The organism is Bordetella muralis (assembly GCF_054781015.1).
On sequence record NZ_BAAGVF010000008.1, the window covers coordinates 44,657 to 61,678 of the forward strand.

A 17,022-nucleotide genomic window follows, 5' to 3' on the forward strand; every position below is an offset into this window, starting at 1 on the left:
CATGGCCTGGTTGCGTTCGATGTTGTACATGGTGTTCTTGATCGTCACGGTCATCCCTTACGCTTTTGCGTGTCTGCTGTGGGCACCGTTGCCGCTGCACTGGCGCTACAAGCTCACCGTGGGCTGGCCGCGTCTGGCAATCTGGGGCGCGAAATTTTTCTGCGGCATCCGCTGGCAGGTCAAAGGTGCGGAGAATCTGCCCGACGGCCCCGCCGTGCTCTTGTCCAAGCACCAGTCGGCCTGGGAAACGCTGTTTTTCCCGGCTCACATGCCGCGTGAGGTCTGTTTCGTCTACAAAAAAGAACTGCACATGGTGCCGTTCTTTGGCTGGGGCCTGGCATTGTTGCGCATGATCCCTATTGACCGCTCCAAGGGCCGGGATGCCTTTGAACAAGTCATCAAACAGGGCCAGCAGCGCATGGACGAAGGCCGCTGGCCGCTACTCTTTCCCGAGGGCACGCGCGTGCCGCCCGGCAAAACGGCGCGCTTCAAAATGGGCGGCGCCCTCCTGGCCTCGCGCACTGGTGCGTCCGTCATTCCCGTCGCCCACAACGCGGGTGAATGCTGGCGCCGCAATGCTTTCGTCAAGCGTCCTGGCCTCATCACCCTATCCATCGGACCCACGATAGAATCACAGGGTCTCACCCCCGAAGAGCTCAACGCCAAAGTACAAGCGTGGATCGAAGGGGAAATGCGTCAACTCAACCCCGAAAGGTATGCCCAAGAACGGTCAGCTTGAACTTTTGTTCTCTCAGCCTGTAGCGTCTGCCGCGGCCACGCCCGGCAGCGAACCGTTGCAGGCGGGCAGTGCTGATGCCGCCTCATCGGGCGCTCTCGGCCTGTCTGAAGGCCTCATGCCATCGACAGACGTTCTGACGCCGCCTGTTGCCCCGAAAATCAATCCTCCCGCGAGGCCGGGCGTCACCATCATCGCCACGCCCTGTCCGGATCCCCTGCCCCCGGGCGCCCGCTGGCGCGAAGTCGCGACGGAACAGCAAACCATAGGCTTTGTCCTGCTACGCTCACGCCGGCGCAGCATCGGCTTTGTCATCGCTGATGATGGCCTGCGTGTCACAGCGCCTAACTGGGTCACGCTCACGCAAATCGACGATGCCGTCCGGGAAAAAGCGCGCTGGATCCTCGCTAAATTGCGTGATTGGCAGGCTCGCAAAGAACAACTCGCGATGTCCGAGACGCGCTGGCAGGCAGGCGGCGAGCTGCCTTATTTGGGTAAACGCATCGTACTCGGGCTGAACGCGGAAAACCGCCAGGCCCAGTTCTCCAGCGACGTTGACGCGCCGAACGACGGCGACACATTGTGGCTGGCATTGCCTGCCCACGCCGATTCCTCACGTATCCGCGATGCCGCGCAGGCGTGGCTGCAACAACGCGCCGGCACCTTGTTTGGCGCCCGCTTGGCGCACTTTCTGCAGATCAGCGGCCTGAAGATCCGCCGCTGGCGTTTGTCCGCTGCAGCAACGCGATGGGGCTCATGCACCAGCGATGGCAACATCATGCTGAACTGGCGCCTGATCCATTTTGCGCCAGCCATCATTGATTACGTCATTGCACATGAACTAGCCCATCTGCGCGAAATGAACCACAGTCAGGATTTCTGGGCGGAAGTCGGCCAGATCCTGCCCGGCTTCGAAGAAGCCAAAAACGTGTTGCGGCGGCACGATCCCAAAACGCTGCCTCAGTTTTAGGTCCTGCCCTCATGGAACTGCGCCAGCTACGCTATTTCGTCAAAGTGGCCGAATATGGCAGCATGGGCCGTGCCGCAGCAGACCTGGGCGTGGTGACCTCCGCCCTCAGCCAACAGATCAGCCGCCTCGAAAGCGAGCTCTCTACCCGTTTGCTCACACGCACCTCGAGCGGCGTCGTGCCGACCGATGCGGGCGTGGCCTTTCTGCGCCAGGCTCAACTGGCCCTGCGCCACGCCGATGGCGCCGCGCGGGCCGCCAAGGCCGCCCGTTTGATCGGCGAAGTCAGCCTGGGGCTGCCCGCGACGACAGCATCGATATTGGCCGTGCCGTTTTTGCAGGCCATGCGAGAGCGTTATCCCGATGTACGCGTCCATCTGGTCGAAAGCCTGTCCGGCTACCTGAGCGCCATGTTGAACGCACGCCAGCTGGATCTGGCCGTGGTTTTCCGTACTGAAACCGCGCGACGCTGGAGCACGCTGCCGCTCATCGATGAACGGCTGTTCCTGATCGCCCCGCCCGACATGCCCGGCCTGCCCCCCGAGGGGCCGGTGCGTCTGCGCGACATCGCCAATCTGCCCCTGCTCATGCCTAGCGCCAGCCATGGCTTGCGGGCGCAAGTCGACGCCTCCTTTGCGCGCCTGCGCATGGAGTTCAACCTCGCTGCCGAAATCGATGGCCTGGACGTGCTGATGGATCTGGTGCGCAACGGCTTTGGCGCCACCATTCAACCCGGCGCCGCCATCGTTCGACTGCGCGGCGAGCCCCTGGCCGTGCGTCAAATCACCGACCGCCATCTGCGGCGCACCAATCTGCTGGCTAGCGTCTCCGACGACGAGCTCTCGCCTGCGGCATTGGCTGCCCGGGTTTTGCTGGCCCAAACCGTCGAAAACCTCGTCCGGGCAGGCACGTGGCCCGGGGCGACTCTTCACAAATCGTGAACGACCGTTGACGATCGCAGGCTAGCGCGCACCTCTCGCGCGCCCCTATAGTGCAGGCCTGACTACACAAGCCTACACATCCATGATTGACGTATTGGTTATTGGCGGCGGCAACGCCGCCCTGTGCGCTGCCCTGATGGCGCGCGAAGCCGGCGCCAGCGTGCTGCTGCTGGAGGCCGCGCCTAAAGCCTGGCGTGGCGGCAACTCACAGCACACACGCAATCTGCGCTGCATGCATGACGCCCCGCAGGACGTCCTGGTAGAAGCCTACCCCGAAGAAGAGTTCTGGCAAGACTTGCTGAAAGTCACGGGCGGCATCACCAATGAACACTTGGCGCGGCTCGTCATCCGTGCATCGTCCACCTGTCGGGACTGGATGCGCAAACATGGCGTGAATTTTCAGCCGCCATTGTCCGGTGCGCTGCATGTTGCCCGCACCAACGCCTTTTTCATGGGCGGCGGCAAGGCGCTCGTCAACGCCTACTATCGCAGCGCCGAGGCACTCGGCGTGCAGATCCGCTACGACGCGCCAGTCGATTCGCTGGAACTGGATAACGGCCGTTTTGTCGCGGCCCGCATCGGGGACGAGCGCATCACCGCGCGCAGCTGTGTCCTGGCCGCCGGGGGCTTTGAATCCAACCGTGAATGGCTGCGCGAAGCCTGGGGGCAGAACGAACGAGGCGAATGGCCTGCCGATAATTTCCTGATTCGGGGCACGCGTTTCAACATGGGCGTGCTGCTGAAATTCATGATCGACGCTGGCGCCGATACCATCGGCGACCCTTCGCAATCACACTGCGTCGCCATCGATGCACGTGCACCGCTATACGACGGCGGCATCTGTACCCGCATCGACTGCGTGTCGCTGGGCGTAGTCGTCAACCGCGAGGCACAGCGCTTCTACGACGAAGGCGAGGACTTCTGGCCCAAGCGCTATGCCATCTGGGGCCGTCTCACCGCCATGCAGCCCGGACAGATCGCCTATTCCATCATTGACGCCAAAGCCATCGGCCGATTCATGCCGCCGGTGTTTCCGGGCGTCCAGGCCGACACCCTGCCTGAGCTGGCACGCAAACTCGGCCTGGACGAAGCCCAGTTCATGCGCACCCTGTCCGACTACAACGCCGCCTGCCGCGTCGGCACATTCGATCACACCAAACTCGACGACTGCCATACTGAGGGCGTGCAACCGGCCAAGACCCACTGGGCTCGTCCGCTGGATACGGCCCCCTACTACGGCTATGCCCTGCGGCCTGGCATCACGTTTACCTATCTGGGATTGAAAGTCGACGATACGGCAGCCGTTCGTTTCAACGACCAACCGAGCGACAACCTGTTTGTCGCTGGCGAAATGATGGCCGGCAATGTGCTGGGCAAAGGCTATACCGCTGGCGTCGGCATGTCGATCGGCACCGCCTTTGGCCGCATCGCCGGCACGCGCGCAGCCGCATCGGCGCTGGCACAACGGAACACAGGAGCACAACGTGAAGCAGCTTGAAGCGCTCGTTCATCAAGCGCGCGAAACACTGCCGCCTGCGACAGCCACCACGTCGCAGATGGCACGCAACGGCATCAACGCATCCGCAACCATGACAGAAAAGCCCGTGCAATGGCACGCCAAAGGCACGGCGATCACGCCGACGGCCTTGAGCGAAGACGAAACCGAAGTCGCCCGCGTCATGCAGATCTGCAATGCCTGCCGCTACTGCGAAGGCTTCTGTGCTGTCTTTCCCGCCATGACGCGGCGGCTGGAGTTCGGCAAAGCCGACATCAACTACCTGGCCAATCTTTGCCACAACTGCGGCGCCTGTCTGCACGCCTGCCAATACGCGCCGCCTCATGAGTTTGCCGTCAACGTGCCGCAGGCCATGGCCAAAGTCCGTGTGCAAACCTATAGCGATTACGCCTGGCCCAGTGCATTAGGCAAGCTATACAAAAAAAATGGACTGACCCTGTCCGTCGCGGCTGCGGGTGCATTGGCGTTATTTCTGGTGCTCACCGTCGCCATCACGGGCGGCCTCCTGCACGAGCCGCTCGCCGGTAATTTCTATGCCATCTTTCCGCACAACACCTTGGCCTTGATATTCGGCCTGGTGTTCGTATTCGCCATCATCGCGCTCGGCATAGGCGTCACGCGTTTCTGGCGCGACGTCTCACCCGGTACCGCCAGCGGTGCAGCAGTGGCTGAGGCCACTCACGATGCTCTGCGACTGAAGTACCTCGATGGCGGCCACGGCAAAGGCTGCAATAACGCCGACGACGCGTTTACCCTGCTGCGCCGGCGCTTTCACCATCTGACGTTCTACGGTTTCATGCTGTGTTTCGCCGCAACCAGCGTCGCCACGCTCTACCACTATGCGTTTGGCTGGGAGGCTCCCTACCCGTATTTCAGCCTGCCCGTTCTGCTGGGCACTGTGGGCGGCATCGGATTACTGATCGGGCCTGCGGGCTTGCTCTGGCTGAATCTGAAACGCCATCCTCAGCAAGGCGATGCGGCGCAAAAACCCATGGATCGCGGCTTTATCGCCCTGCTATTCCTGACCAGCCTGACTGGCCTGCTGCTGCTCGCGCTACGCGAAACCAGTGCAATGGGACTCTTTCTCGCCATCCATCTGGGCGTAGTGATGGCACTGTTCCTGACCCTGCCATACGGGAAATTTGCGCATGGCATCTATCGCTGCGCATCCCTGTTGAAATGGTCCATCGAAAAACGGCAGCCCGACAATTTGAAGTTGGGATCTGACTGACAACACGTTCGAAATGGTGCGGGGATTCGAGATTGCCCGTAAAGGGCAAAAACGAATCCCCGCGCCAATTCGACATCAGAAACGGAGACACACATGAAAAAATTCCTGACCCAGGCTGCCTGTGCCCTCGCGATGACGACAGTCACCGGCATCCTGCCCGCCACCGCGCAGACCTTTCCCGCGCGTCCGATCACACTGATCGTGCCACACTCGGCCGGCGGCACCTCCGACATCCTGGCGCGTACGGTCGCTGCCGAAGCCGCGAAGATCCTCGGCCAAAGCATCATCGTCGAGAACAAAGGCGGCGCCAACGGATCGATTGCCGCGAAAACAGTCGCCACTGCGGATCCCGACGGCTACACCTTGCTGCTCGCCACCGCGAGCACGCATGGCATCAATCCCGCGTTGTACAAAAAACTGAACTACGACGCGATCAAGGATTTTGCCCCCGTGACCCTGTTGGCCACCGTGCCCAACGTGCTGGTCGTCAATAAAGAAATCCGCGCCACCAACGTACAGGAATTGATCGCCGAGATCAAAGCCGATAGCAACGCGTTCAATATGGGATCCGCCGGCGCGGGCACGCCAGGGCATCTGGCCGGAGAAATGTTCAAACAACGTGCCGGCCTCGAATTTGTCCACGTTCCCTACAAAGGTGGCAGCCCGGCATTGGCCGATTTGATCGGCGGCCAAGTGCAATTCATGTTCACGACCATTCCAGGCGCCATGCCCTCCATCAAGGCTAATACCCTGCGCGCACTGGCCGTCACTTCGCCCCGCCGCTCACCGGCCCTGCCTGATCTACCCACGATGGCCGAATCCGGCTTGCCAGGATTCCAGGCGATTTCGTGGCATGGCGTCGTCGCACCGGCCAGCACGCCCGCTGCCACCATCGACACGCTGAATCAAGCACTGACCAAAGCCCTGGCCACACCCGAAGTACGGCAACGCCTGATGGAAGAAGGCGCCGAAGCGGCAGGCCTGGGTTCCAAGGAATTCGGAACCTTCATCCAGCAAGAAATCGATACCTGGGCCAAGGCAGTCAAAGCATCCGGCGCGACGGCCAACTAGCACTCACGCTGATGGGGTGCCTCGCGGCACCCCTGGCGAGCCTGCGGCGCGAAACTTCCTCAAACCAACAAGCGCCCTAGACGACTGGAGAGGCCTCGCCCAGATACTCATCCAATCGGCTGACCAGATTGGCACGCGCGCGATGCGTATGCAAATCCGTCAATTCGACTGCCGACACGCTGTCGCCAGCGGCGATGGCCTGCGCGATGGCTTCGTGCTCGTCCCAGATGGCCTCACGTTGCTGCATCGACGACTGCAATACGGCGCCCATCACACGCCGTAAATGGACCCAATAGATCTGGGCGCTCTGTTCCAGCAACGGATTCCCCGCCGCACGGTATATCGCCTGATGGAATTCCATGTCCACGTCGATCATGGCTTTCACATCCTTGCCTCGTGCGCTCTTGCGGCCGCGGACAATGATGTCCGGATCCACCTGGAATTTCCGTTCGGCAGCCAACCGCGCCGCCAATGCGTCCAGCGAGCCGCGGATCTCGTACAAATGACCGACTAAGGTTCCATCCAACGGGGTCACCAGCACACCCCGCCCCGGTGCGTCCTGCACGAATCCATCCTTCTTCAGAATGCGCAACGCCTGAATCACCGGCGACCTCGACACCTGCATTTGCTCCGCAATTTCCTCCTGGGTCAGACGAGTGCCTGGCGCCAAGGTGCCATCGCTGATGGCATCAAGCAGCATTTGGTAGACCTCATCTACGAAATCGGGACGAGACTGGATCTTGGGAAGGGTGACCGCCATAACTAGCCTTTTGTACTCGGTATTCAAAGTATTTTGAGCCAGCGCGCCACTTGCTGCAATCGTCAGACGCGCCGGGGAAACGAATCAGGGGCTTGACTTTTGCCCCGTCGAAGCAAAAAATAGCACAAACTCTGTATACAGAGTTCAGAGTTCCGAATTCAAACAGGCAATAAACCCGGAGACAGCGTATGACCAAAGCCTTTGAAAAACTCGAGTCCCCTCGTTCGACAGGCAGCAGCGCCACAACGAAGCGGCTGATTCCCTACGGCGGCTATTACGCCAATCGCACACCCGACCATGATCCGGAACTCACCGAAACCGGACCGGGGACGCCGTTGGGGGAATACATGCGCCGATTCTGGCAACCCGTTTGCATGTCGATGGAACTGACCGACACGCCCAGGTTTCTGAAAATCCTGTGTGAAGAGCTCGTGGCCTTTCGAGATGGCAGCGGCCGGGTCGGGGTCTTGCACGCGCACTGCGTACACCGGGGCGCATCGCTGGAATACGGCGCCATTCAAGAGCGCGGTATCAAATGCTGTTATCACGGCATGGTGTTCGACGTCGACGGCTCATGCCTGCATGTCCCGTTCCCCAAAGGCGAGGAAAAAGAAGCAGAGAAATACGCCTGTTCCATTCAACAAGGCGCCTACAAAGCCATAGAACGCAACGGACTCGTCTTCGCTTATATGGGCCCACCCGACGAGGAGCCTCCGTTCCCCGAGTGGGAACAAGACTTTACGGTGCTGCCTGGCGACGAACTGGTGCCGTATAGCAACTTTCAACACTGCAATTGGCTGCAAGTACAGGACAACGCCGCCGACAACTTTCACCCCACCGCCCTGCATGCGGCGAAGAACGTTGTCGATGGTCATTTCCAGGGCACGACCTTTGACGAGGTCGGGGCAGCCTCGATGGAAGTCGCGCCTGACATGCAATTCATCCCTATCCACCAAGGCCGCGGTCTGGCGTGCGCCGGCGCCAGACGCGTCGACAAGGACAAGATGTTCCTGCGCATTCAACACCAGGTGTTGCCCAATCTGAGCCTGCACGCCTACACCTCTGAAGACGGCTCCAAAAAGAAACTCTTCAGCCGGTTCCACATCATTCGGTGGACGGTTCCGGTCGATGACGAAAATAGCAAGATGATCGGTTGGCGCGTCATGGGGCCGGGCATTGACACACGCGGCGTGGGTGACAAAAGCCTGGTCGGCTACGAGACAATCGATTTTCTCGAGGGCCAAGTCGCCATGCGCAGGCCGGAGCGTTTCGGCAAATACAAACTCGAAGACATACCGCCTATTCCATCGAACCACCGGGAACGGCACAACTATAAGGAAGCACAGTACGCCCCAGGGGATTACGAGGCCATCATCAGTCAGCGCCCGATCGCTGTTCATGCGCTGGAGAATCCCACCAAATTCGACGCCGGACTCTATGCGTTTCGGAAAATGCTGCGAGATGCCGTGCGCGGCACCAATGCGGCCGCAGCCGCACAGGGATTTGCGCAGTGGTTGCGCGATGTCAACGGCGCACCCAACAGCTACTGCAGCGGGAACGTTTTTGAACTCCCGCTGGCCGATTCGATAGAACAGGAAGTCGCCAATCGCCGGCAGCTTGCTCGCAAAGCCGTCGCCATCCTGACCGAAGCCGATCATCTGCACGGCACTGAACGCGCCGAGTTCGTCAAAGCCCGGTTCGATGAGCTCGAACGCAGCTTGAAATCCTGAACAGTGCTGCCACCGATTGCCGGGACAGGCGGCGAACGCTGCCTATTCCGACCGTCGGTTGCATCTGAAAAACGAGGCTCATGATGAACTCTTCCAAGACCGAACAGGAAGCGTTGACCCACTTGGAACTGGTGTTGCGACAAGTACGCAGAGAAGCGATAGGGATAAATTCCTACGAACTCGTCGACCCTGACCAGAAAGACCTTCCTCCCTTCACTGCCGGCGCTCATATCGACGTACACATTGCGCCAGGCGTCATACGGCAATATTCGCTCTGCAATGATCCTTCAGAGCGGCACCGTTATGTCATCGCCGTGCTGCGAGACGAATCTGGCCGCGGAGGCTCACGCGGGATGCATGACGATCTGCGCGTCCCGGACAAATTGAAAGTCAGCATCCCGCGAAATAACTTCCCGCTTTCCGAGCAGTCTCGCAAGACCCTATTGATTGCGGGGGGCATAGGTATCACCCCGCTCAAATCGATGATCCATGCACTGGAAGCGCAAGAGAAAGACTACGAGCTCCATTACTGTTCGAAAAGCGCGGAATACGCAGCCTTTCGACACGAGTTGGAACAGGCCGCCAAGACAGGACATATCCACTGTCATTTCGATGGCGGCAACCCTCAAAACGGCCTGGATATAGCCGCACTGCTGCGCGAGCCTCAAACAGAGACTCACGTCTACTATTGTGGTCCGGGTGGATTCATGGAGGCTTGCAAACAGGCCAGTACTCATTGGCCAGCAGACACGATTCACTGCGAACACTTCAAAGCCCCGGCCAAGCCCGTTCCGATCGACACCGAACACGCCGCCGACGAATACACCGTCGAGCTCGCAAAATCGGGGCAACGTGTCATGGTATCCAGGGATCAGAACCTGGCGGAAGTGCTGCAACAAGCAGGCGCTGCACTGGAAACATCCTGCCAGGCAGGGCTCTGCGGCACCTGCAAGTGCAGATATCTATCCGGAGACGTGGATCATCAGGACTTCATTCTGGACGATGACGAACGCCGCGATTTTTTGACGCCATGTGTTTCGCATGCCAACGGCGGCACCTTGGTCTTGGACCTATAAGCCATCGGACAGGCGTACTTATCGAGGGCGTATCACGAGGCAGGCGCCGTGGAGCCCAGCGTACTGAGCAACCAGGAAATAAACGCGTCAACTTTCTCTCGCTTTCGCTCATTACTGCGGCACGAAACAAAGTGCGTTTCCTTTTTGAACTGGTGAAAGACGCCCGCACCGAATTCCACCAATTCGCCACGGCTCAGCTCGCGCGCGGCCAATAAGCTGCTCTCGAGTATCACCCCCATACCATCGACCGCGGCGGCGATCGCCAATGCCGCCCGGTCAAACGAAGGCCGAGGCCTATCGGGTAATCGCAAGTGATTCGCGGCAAACCAGTCAGCCCACGTCACACGGCTGAGCTGCGAATCAATCAATGTCAACGCCCGGATCCGCGCTGCGGGCTCTACGTCCGACACCGCCAACTGCGGCGCACATAACGGCAGGATCCGTTCGACACCCAATGCAATTGTCTCCATGCCCGGACGCTCCAATGCGCCGCCATATGAAATCGCCACGTCGACATCGTGCACGCGCGTCAAATCAAGCGGCTCGGCGCCAGTCGATAAACGAATCGTGATATTCGGATGTGCCGCGGAAAACCCGGGCAACCGCGGCCCCAGCCACTTCACCGCGAAACTCGGCGCGGCATAGACAGCCAGAACCTGTGCATCCGGCGCCAACTGCACCTCCGCGCATGCGGCCTCCACCACGTCGAATACTCGACTCAGACTCCCGAGCAACCGCAAGGCTTCCGGGGTCGGCTCGACCTGACGATTGCGCCGAACGAACATGGCTCGGCCGAAGTAGTCCTCCAGTTCCTTGATCTGATGACTGATGGTCGACGGCGTCAGATGCAGTTCCTGCGCGGCCAACGCAAAACTCTGCAATCTGGCGGCGGCCTCGAACGTACGCAGCAGGACAAAATTCGGAATGCGTCGCATCGATCTGACTCTATAGATGGATGAGATTCATGTTTCCATGAACAACCATCGTTTGTCAAAGCCTGACTGCAAGCGGGATCATGCACTCACCTGATCACCATCCTCAAGGAGACACACATGGCTGCGGTAATGCAACCCCCAAAGAAAAGCATCGATCTCAACGGTCGAATTTCCATTTACCAACCCGAGCAAAAGGGGCTGATTTTTCCGGAGATCCCGTCGTTTACCAGCGCCGCCGCACAACGCCAACATTTGAAAGAGCGTCTGGTCGGCGCGTGTCGCGCCTTTGCCTTGCAAGGCTATGACTATGGCTTCGCAGGCCACTTGACCGTACGCGACCCGGAAAATCCCGGGCTGTATTGGACCAACCCCATGGCCGTGCACTTTTCTCAGGTCAAAGTCTCCAACCTGATCCTCGCCGACCACGAAGGCACCGTCGTAGAGGGCCGTCACGCCATCAACCGCGCAGGCTTTGTATTGCACGCCGCCGTGCACGAAGCCCATCCCGACATCGTCGCCATGTGCCATGCCCATACGGTATACGGTACAGCCTTTGCCGCGCTCGGCAAACCGTTGGCGCCTATCAGCCAGGACGCAGCCGCATTCTTCGAGGACCATGTGGTGATCGGCGACGAAGCAGGACAAGTCGCCGTCGAAGTCAAGGCAGGCCATAAAGTCGCCAACGCATTCAAAGGCGTCAAAGCCGCCATCCACCAGAACCACGGGCTGCTCACCGCCAGCCGCCACAGTATCGAATCCGCCGCATTCTGGTTCATTGCGCTGGAGCGCTGCTGCCAGCAGCAGTTGATGATCGATGCCACAGGCATCACGCCGCGCCTCGTTTCCGAAGAGCGCGCTCGCTATAGCCGTGAACATGTGGGCAGCGACTATATCGGTTGGCTGCATTTTCAGACGATCTGGGACCAGCTGATCGCGACGCAGTCCGACATGTTTGATTGACGCCTGATGAGAGTACCGTTGCGCCTGCAGTCAGCGTAGAGCATTGCCAGGAGAAACAACGAACCTCAACGACATTCGTCATGAATTCGCTTCGCAACGTACGAAGCGAATCGCCCAACTCATATCAACGGAGACAACACATGACCACCGCAACCCATGCGGAATATCTGCCCGTATCAGAAGACGCCACCTACACCAAAGTCATCTGGCGCCTGCTGCCGTTTCTCTTCATCTGCTACGTCTGTGCTTATCTGGATCGCGTGAACGTCAGTTTCGCCAAACTGCAGATGCTGGACGATCTCAACATGAGTGAAGCCGTCTATGGCCTGGGTGCCGGCATTTTCTTTGTCGGCTATCTGATGTTCGAAGTCCCCAGCAATCTCATCTTGTTGCGCGTCGGGGCCCGTCGCTGGATCGCCCGGATCATGGTGACCTGGGGACTCATCTCAGCCGCCATGATGTTCGTCACTACACCGACGATGTTCTATGTCATGCGATTCCTGCTTGGCGTTGCCGAGGCGGGTTTCATTCCCGCTATTTTGCTGTATCTGACGTATTGGTTCCCGTCATCACGCCGCAGCAAAGTCACGGCGCTCTTTTTGACCGGCATCCCCATGTCAGGCGTGATCGGCGGCCCCCTCTCCGGCTGGATCATGGAATCCTTTGGCGGACATCATGGATTGGCCGGCTGGCAATGGCTCTTCTTGCTGGAAGGATTGCCGACGATCGCATTGGGCGTCGTGGCGTTTTTCTTTCTGGACGACCGTGTTTCCGATGCGAAATGGCTATCTGCCGAAGAAAAACAGATCATTCAGCGCAATCTGGAAAACGACGCGTCTCCCGGGCGCATGCACAGTCTGCGAGATGGCCTGCTCAGTCCGCGTGTGCTGTTGCTGGGCTTGATCTATTTCTGTTTCACCATGGGCTTGTACGGCGTCAGCTTCTGGCTGCCTTCGTTGATCAAGGCCTCAGGCGTGTCCAACACCCTGGATATCGGCCTGTTGACTGCGGTACCTTATGCCGCCGCCACCATCGCGATGATTCTGGTTGGTCAGAGCTCGGACGCACACGGCGAACGGCGCTGGCACCTGGCGCTGCCGGGCCTGATCGGCGCCATCGCGCTATGCGTGAGCATCACCCAAGCACACTCCGTTGTCTGGGCCATGCTGGCATTGACCGTTGGGACCATGGGCGTCATGACCACCATTTCTCAATTCTGGGCCGTGCCTCCGGCGATCCTGGGCGGCGCGGCGGCCGCTGCGGGCATCGCGCTGGCCAACTCCATCGGCAGTATCTCAGGCGTTGTCAGCCCCTACCTGATCGGATGGTTTCAAACGACCACGGGTAGTACAGGAGGCGGCATCCTCGGCATCGCGGCCAGCATGATACTGGGCAGCATCCTGATCTTTCTCGTTCCGGCATCGTCGGTCAATCACGCCCGGCAGGCGTGAAGCGCACGGCGACTATCCCGAGTGGCCAAGACAGAGGCATTCAACCGCACCTGTCTTGGATCACGCAGGCCCAATCACCCCACCACGAGAAAAAGAGATCATGTTCACGAGAATGCTGCGGTATCTCACCGCTCACGCCAGTCTGCCAAAACCCACCAACGTGCTGCTGGGAGATACCGGGATTGCACTACCGCGCGAACAATGCCGCCTTAACGCAGGCCTATGCCTAGGAGAAATTGCGCTCTCGCGCGGCCGCCTGTGCGCACGCAGCAACATAGGCATTGATCCGCGCTGCACGCAGGCGAGCACGCAGAAACATCACGATCGCTAATACGCCATGCACAATCAGCAGTAACCACGCTAGTAACCACCAGGCAGATCGCAGCATGGCGGGCGCCAGATCGCTGGCGCCTCGGCGGGCATCCAGCGTATAGACGGGCGTGCCGCTCGCATCTTGCGACACACCCACGATCATGGCCTCGACGGCAAATGGCGCAACGCCGTCAGGCCCGGCCAACCACGCATATTGGTTATAACGCTGCAACGCATCGAGCCGGCCCTCCGGCGACGTCTCGACCGATGATTCCGCGTCGTCAAACGTGGGGACAGCCGGCAGACGGGCATGCGGCCCCGTTCGCACATCCAGCACCACACCGCCGCGCTGACTACGCAAAGTCGCGTCCGCCGCCGCAGCGACAATCCCTTCCACCTGCGGCGCAGCCACTCGTTGTGCCAACCGCTTTACCTTGGACAGCCCTTGCGCAGAAATCACCATGGCCGTCTTACCGGTATTGAGCTCCTTCTGCTCTGCGGCCTGCGCCAATGCCTGCCAGTTGGTGTATTCCTTGTCACTGAGCAGGTTCTCAACCATCGCGTTACGCAAAGCCGTGCAGCCTGTCTGGCCCTTTGCATTGAGCCGTGCACAATAGGCATCCACTTCCGCGATCGCTTTCGGTACGCCGACCACATCGAAGAGCTGTCGTTGATTACGCCCCTGCAACTCATTCAGATACGCCAGCGGGTTGTCCTGTGCGTTCCGGTACCTCTGCTGTTGCACTAGGATATCCAGCATGGGATTCGCCCGCGTACGCAGAAATTTCCCGCTATACAGCGCAAACGCTTGCTCGTCCTCATGCAATCTCGGTGCTTGCGGCGTGCCGCCTCCCCAACGCAACATACTGCACTGAACTGCAGGCATGCCCTGACGCGCCGTCGTCAACGAACAACGCGCCTCTCCTTTCAATGCCACCATGGCCCCCGCAGCAGGACTCGCCTCGCGTAATGCACCAGCGCTGTCATAAGCCCGCATCTGAGTACCCAGCAGCCACGCCTTGGTTTGCAGCACGTCTCCGCGCAGGCCTCCGCCGCTCACCATGGCCACGCCCACCAGCAGTAACAAGGCCGTGATCGCCAGCACGACATGACGCCCCCAATACACCGGAGGATAAGCACGCGTTTCCACATCGACTGAAAAATGCTTGCCCAGCCGTACGACGGAATAATCATCCACCCGCAGCTCTGCATCGACTCGGCCGGTGGCAGGGATGACCAAATGAGGCAGCCAATGCTTGGGCAGTATGAGATGCAGCTTGTCTCCCAGGAACCAGTGCTGGGAAACTGCCGCCGAATTGTTCGGATGATTCAATTGAACGGCCGTGAACGCGCCTCGTACGTGGTTCACGCGTTTCGGTATCGCCCAACGGCGCGGCCGCCATATCAGCCACAGCGCGCACAACAGCAATACCCCTGCCCCGGCCGCACATCCCAGACGGACCACATCGTCTGTGAACGTGGCAACCCCGGCGCTCACTGCGGACAGCAAAAGCAGCAATGCGGGACCCAATCCCAACCCTGGAGATTGGCGAGCAGCCATTTCGGCAGGTGTCTCATGACGCTGCCCGAGCACATCGACACGCACGACGTCCTCTTCGTCTGGCGAAAGTCCCTCTGACGGCGCATCGATATCCGACATCTCGCCGAGCTTGCCGCTCGCCCACTGCTGGGCCTGTTCCTGGCGCACGACGCTTCGCTCGCGGCCGCCTGCCAAATCGAACTCGCCATTGAGACGAATCACAATGGCGATCTTGTCTGCCAGCATGACTTCGGCATCGTTATCGCTCTGCAGAAAATCGTTCGCGTCATACGGCAGAATCACCTCGACCCCGCCCAGCGTGTCATGCATCTGTTCCGCGCCGCCATTCGTGCTCAATCCATGACGCAGATACTCGCCTCGCAGGCGGTAAACCTTGCCGTTTGCCAGCTTCAATGGACGCTGGCGCTTTCCGGGACGCGTCAAGAAGGGCTGAATCAGTGTCAGTTCCTCGGCCGTCGCCTCGCGCGGCGGCGTGTCTGCCTGCACGAGGCTCTTGAGGATGCGCTTGCTGGCACGGCGCCGCGATTGGTAGCGGATCACTCCATACAGCGAATAGCCGAGCATTGCCAGCAACAGCAGTAGTTTCAATAAATCCAACGTATCCATCGCGCCTGACTTTTTCCTGGAGGAAGCCGCGGGAATCATAGGAGGTCGCCGGCACGAAAGACAGAGCGAAAACCGCACACAACCCGCGAAATCGTGACAAAAAGCTACACCCCCTCCGTGTTTGCTACGATATCACCTCGGCCACGAGCCCGATTTTCATTTAGCACAAGGAATTTCCCCATGCGTCTCCTGCACACCATGCTGCGCGTCGGCAACCTGGACAAGTCGATCGATTTCTATACCAATGTCCTGGGCATGCGCGTGCTGCGCCGCAAAGATTACCCCGATGGCAAATTCACCCTGGCATTCGTTGGCTATCAAGACGAAAGCGAAGGCGCGGTCATCGAGCTGACCCACAACTGGGACACCGATCACTACGATCTGGGCAATGGCTATGGCCACATTGCGCTGGAGGTCGACAACGCCTACGAGGCCTGTGAAAAGGTCAAGCAAAAAGGCGGCAAAGTCACGCGCGAGGCCGGCCCGATGAAACACGGCACCACCGTCATCGCCTTTGTCGAAGACCCGGACGGCTACAAAATCGAATTCATCCAGAAAAAAGACCGCGCCGACTGACCGCAACACTCACATCGCCATGATTCATCCCATCCTGAAAATGGGCGATCCGCGTTTGCTGCGGGTGGCTCAGCCCGTCGAGCAATTCGACACTGCCGAGCTGCACACCCTGGTCGCCGACATGTTCGAGACTATGGAGCATGCGCGGGGTGTCGGATTGGCCGCCCCGCAAATCGGCGTCGACCTGCAGCTGGTCATATTCGGGTTCGATCGGAACGAACGCTATCCCGACGCGCCGGCAGTTCCGCAGACAGTTCTGTGCAATCCGGTGATCTCGCCTTTGTCAGACGAACGCGAAGACGGCTGGGAAGGCTGCCTGTCCGTGCCGGGCCTGCGTGGGCTGGTGCCACGTTATCGGCATATCCGCTACAGCGGCTACACCCCGCAGGGCGAATATATCGAACGTGAGGCCGAGGGTTTTCATGCGCGCGTCGTGCAGCATGAGTGCGATCATCTGATCGGCCGCCTCTATCCGTCGCGGATCGAGAACTTCAGCAAGTTCGGATTCACGGAGATCCTGTTTCCCGACATGGACCCGAATCAGGACGATTGAAACGCGGCGTACACGAAGAGAGGGGCAGGCATCCATCCAG

The 17,022-nt window shown here is 59.8% G+C and carries 15 protein-coding genes; 12 read left to right on the forward strand and 3 right to left on the reverse strand.

Annotated features, from left to right (window positions below; translation table 11 throughout):
- Position 1 precedes the first annotated feature (1 nt).
- The 6 genes from ACYVIT_RS18015 to ACYVIT_RS18040 all read left to right on the forward strand — a co-directional run bounded on the left by ACYVIT_RS18015 (position 2) and on the right by ACYVIT_RS18040 (position 6,462).
- Positions 2 to 739: a lysophospholipid acyltransferase family protein gene (locus ACYVIT_RS18015; RefSeq protein ID WP_415806833.1), complete on the forward strand. Its 738-nt coding sequence runs from the start codon at positions 2 to 4 to the stop codon at positions 737 to 739.
- The gene (locus ACYVIT_RS18020; protein ID WP_415806832.1) at positions 717 to 1,706 is read left to right on the forward strand and encodes a M48 family metallopeptidase; all 990 of its coding nucleotides are present in this window, start codon (positions 717 to 719) and stop codon (positions 1,704 to 1,706) included. Before ACYVIT_RS18015 ends, ACYVIT_RS18020 begins: the two co-directional genes overlap by 23 nt.
- A gap of 11 nt (positions 1,707 to 1,717) precedes the next feature.
- Positions 1,718 to 2,644 carry a LysR substrate-binding domain-containing protein gene (locus ACYVIT_RS18025; RefSeq protein WP_415806831.1) on the forward strand — a complete coding sequence of 309 codons (927 nt, stop codon included), beginning with the start codon at positions 1,718 to 1,720 and terminating at the stop codon, positions 2,642 to 2,644.
- Between the two features lie 82 nt (positions 2,645 to 2,726).
- Complete coding sequence (gene tcuA / locus ACYVIT_RS18030) at positions 2,727 to 4,142, forward strand: FAD-dependent tricarballylate dehydrogenase TcuA (RefSeq protein ID WP_415806830.1); 1,416 nt, start codon at positions 2,727 to 2,729, stop codon at positions 4,140 to 4,142.
- A gap of 91 nt (positions 4,143 to 4,233) precedes the next feature.
- Positions 4,234 to 5,391, forward strand: a complete 1,158-nt coding sequence (gene tcuB, locus ACYVIT_RS18035) for a tricarballylate utilization 4Fe-4S protein TcuB (protein ID WP_415806882.1) — start codon at positions 4,234 to 4,236, stop codon at positions 5,389 to 5,391.
- A gap of 93 nt (positions 5,392 to 5,484) precedes the next feature.
- Complete coding sequence (locus tag ACYVIT_RS18040) at positions 5,485 to 6,462, forward strand: Bug family tripartite tricarboxylate transporter substrate binding protein (RefSeq protein ID WP_415806828.1); 978 nt, start codon at positions 5,485 to 5,487, stop codon at positions 6,460 to 6,462.
- Positions 6,463 to 6,538: 76 nt separating this feature from the next.
- On the opposite strand, the gene ACYVIT_RS18045 is transcribed toward ACYVIT_RS18040, so the two are convergent.
- Positions 6,539 to 7,222 carry a GntR family transcriptional regulator gene (locus ACYVIT_RS18045; RefSeq protein WP_415806827.1) on the reverse strand — a complete coding sequence of 228 codons (684 nt, stop codon included), beginning with the start codon at positions 7,220 to 7,222 and terminating at the stop codon, positions 6,539 to 6,541.
- 188 nt (positions 7,223 to 7,410) lie between these two features.
- Here ACYVIT_RS18045 and ACYVIT_RS18050 point away from each other — a divergent pair, with 188 nt between their 5' ends.
- Complete coding sequence (locus ACYVIT_RS18050) at positions 7,411 to 8,952, forward strand: Rieske 2Fe-2S domain-containing protein (RefSeq protein ID WP_415806825.1); 1,542 nt, start codon at positions 7,411 to 7,413, stop codon at positions 8,950 to 8,952.
- Positions 8,953 to 9,032: 80 nt separating this feature from the next.
- Positions 9,033 to 10,028: a PDR/VanB family oxidoreductase gene (locus tag ACYVIT_RS18055; RefSeq protein ID WP_415806824.1), complete on the forward strand. Its 996-nt coding sequence runs from the start codon at positions 9,033 to 9,035 to the stop codon at positions 10,026 to 10,028.
- Between the two features lie 32 nt (positions 10,029 to 10,060).
- Here ACYVIT_RS18055 and ACYVIT_RS18060 read toward each other — a convergent pair whose 3' ends face one another.
- On the reverse strand, positions 10,061 to 10,963 hold the full coding sequence (locus tag ACYVIT_RS18060; RefSeq protein WP_415806823.1) for a LysR substrate-binding domain-containing protein: 903 nt from the start codon (positions 10,961 to 10,963) through the stop codon (positions 10,061 to 10,063).
- Between the two features lie 117 nt (positions 10,964 to 11,080).
- Between ACYVIT_RS18060 and ACYVIT_RS18065 the strand changes: the two genes are divergently transcribed.
- Both ACYVIT_RS18065 and ACYVIT_RS18070 read left to right on the forward strand, forming a co-directional pair.
- Positions 11,081 to 11,923 carry a class II aldolase/adducin family protein gene (locus tag ACYVIT_RS18065; protein WP_415806822.1) on the forward strand — a complete coding sequence of 281 codons (843 nt, stop codon included), beginning with the start codon at positions 11,081 to 11,083 and terminating at the stop codon, positions 11,921 to 11,923.
- Between the two features lie 140 nt (positions 11,924 to 12,063).
- On the forward strand, positions 12,064 to 13,374 hold the full coding sequence (locus tag ACYVIT_RS18070) for an MFS transporter (protein WP_415806821.1): 1,311 nt from the start codon (positions 12,064 to 12,066) through the stop codon (positions 13,372 to 13,374).
- Between the two features lie 226 nt (positions 13,375 to 13,600).
- On the opposite strand, the gene ACYVIT_RS18075 is transcribed toward ACYVIT_RS18070, so the two are convergent.
- Positions 13,601 to 15,853 carry an IgaA/UmoB family intracellular growth attenuator gene (locus ACYVIT_RS18075; RefSeq protein ID WP_415806820.1) on the reverse strand — a complete coding sequence of 751 codons (2,253 nt, stop codon included), beginning with the start codon at positions 15,851 to 15,853 and terminating at the stop codon, positions 13,601 to 13,603.
- Between the two features lie 180 nt (positions 15,854 to 16,033).
- On the opposite strand from ACYVIT_RS18075, the gene gloA reads away from it, so the two are divergent.
- Both gloA and def read left to right on the forward strand, forming a co-directional pair.
- Positions 16,034 to 16,429 carry a lactoylglutathione lyase gene (gloA, locus tag ACYVIT_RS18080; protein ID WP_415806819.1) on the forward strand — a complete coding sequence of 132 codons (396 nt, stop codon included), beginning with the start codon at positions 16,034 to 16,036 and terminating at the stop codon, positions 16,427 to 16,429.
- A gap of 19 nt (positions 16,430 to 16,448) precedes the next feature.
- The gene (gene def / locus ACYVIT_RS18085) at positions 16,449 to 16,982 is read left to right on the forward strand and encodes a peptide deformylase (protein ID WP_415806818.1); all 534 of its coding nucleotides are present in this window, start codon (positions 16,449 to 16,451) and stop codon (positions 16,980 to 16,982) included.
- Positions 16,983 to 17,022: the final 40 nt, after the last annotated feature.

Coding starts and splice junctions, on each gene's coding strand:
- ACYVIT_RS18020 (WP_415806832.1), top strand. CDS start 717: ATGCCCAAGAACGGTCAGCTTGAACTTTTGTTCTCTCAGCCTGTAGCG.
- ACYVIT_RS18050 (WP_415806825.1), top strand. CDS start 7,411: ATGACCAAAGCCTTTGAAAAACTCGAGTCCCCTCGTTCGACAGGCAGC.
- ACYVIT_RS18045 (WP_415806827.1), bottom strand. CDS start 7,222: ATGGCGGTCACCCTTCCCAAGATCCAGTCTCGTCCCGATTTCGTAGAT.
- ACYVIT_RS18025 (WP_415806831.1), top strand. CDS start 1,718: ATGGAACTGCGCCAGCTACGCTATTTCGTCAAAGTGGCCGAATATGGC.
- ACYVIT_RS18015 (WP_415806833.1), top strand. CDS start 2: ATGGCCTGGTTGCGTTCGATGTTGTACATGGTGTTCTTGATCGTCACG.
- ACYVIT_RS18060 (WP_415806823.1), bottom strand. CDS start 10,963: ATGCGACGCATTCCGAATTTTGTCCTGCTGCGTACGTTCGAGGCCGCC.
- ACYVIT_RS18040 (WP_415806828.1), top strand. CDS start 5,485: ATGAAAAAATTCCTGACCCAGGCTGCCTGTGCCCTCGCGATGACGACA.
- tcuB (WP_415806882.1), top strand. CDS start 4,234: ATGACAGAAAAGCCCGTGCAATGGCACGCCAAAGGCACGGCGATCACG.
- ACYVIT_RS18070 (WP_415806821.1), top strand. CDS start 12,064: ATGACCACCGCAACCCATGCGGAATATCTGCCCGTATCAGAAGACGCC.
- def (WP_415806818.1), top strand. CDS start 16,449: ATGATTCATCCCATCCTGAAAATGGGCGATCCGCGTTTGCTGCGGGTG.
- ACYVIT_RS18065 (WP_415806822.1), top strand. CDS start 11,081: ATGGCTGCGGTAATGCAACCCCCAAAGAAAAGCATCGATCTCAACGGT.
- tcuA (WP_415806830.1), top strand. CDS start 2,727: ATGATTGACGTATTGGTTATTGGCGGCGGCAACGCCGCCCTGTGCGCT.
- ACYVIT_RS18055 (WP_415806824.1), top strand. CDS start 9,033: ATGATGAACTCTTCCAAGACCGAACAGGAAGCGTTGACCCACTTGGAA.
- gloA (WP_415806819.1), top strand. CDS start 16,034: ATGCGTCTCCTGCACACCATGCTGCGCGTCGGCAACCTGGACAAGTCG.
- ACYVIT_RS18075 (WP_415806820.1), bottom strand. CDS start 15,853: ATGGATACGTTGGATTTATTGAAACTACTGCTGTTGCTGGCAATGCTC.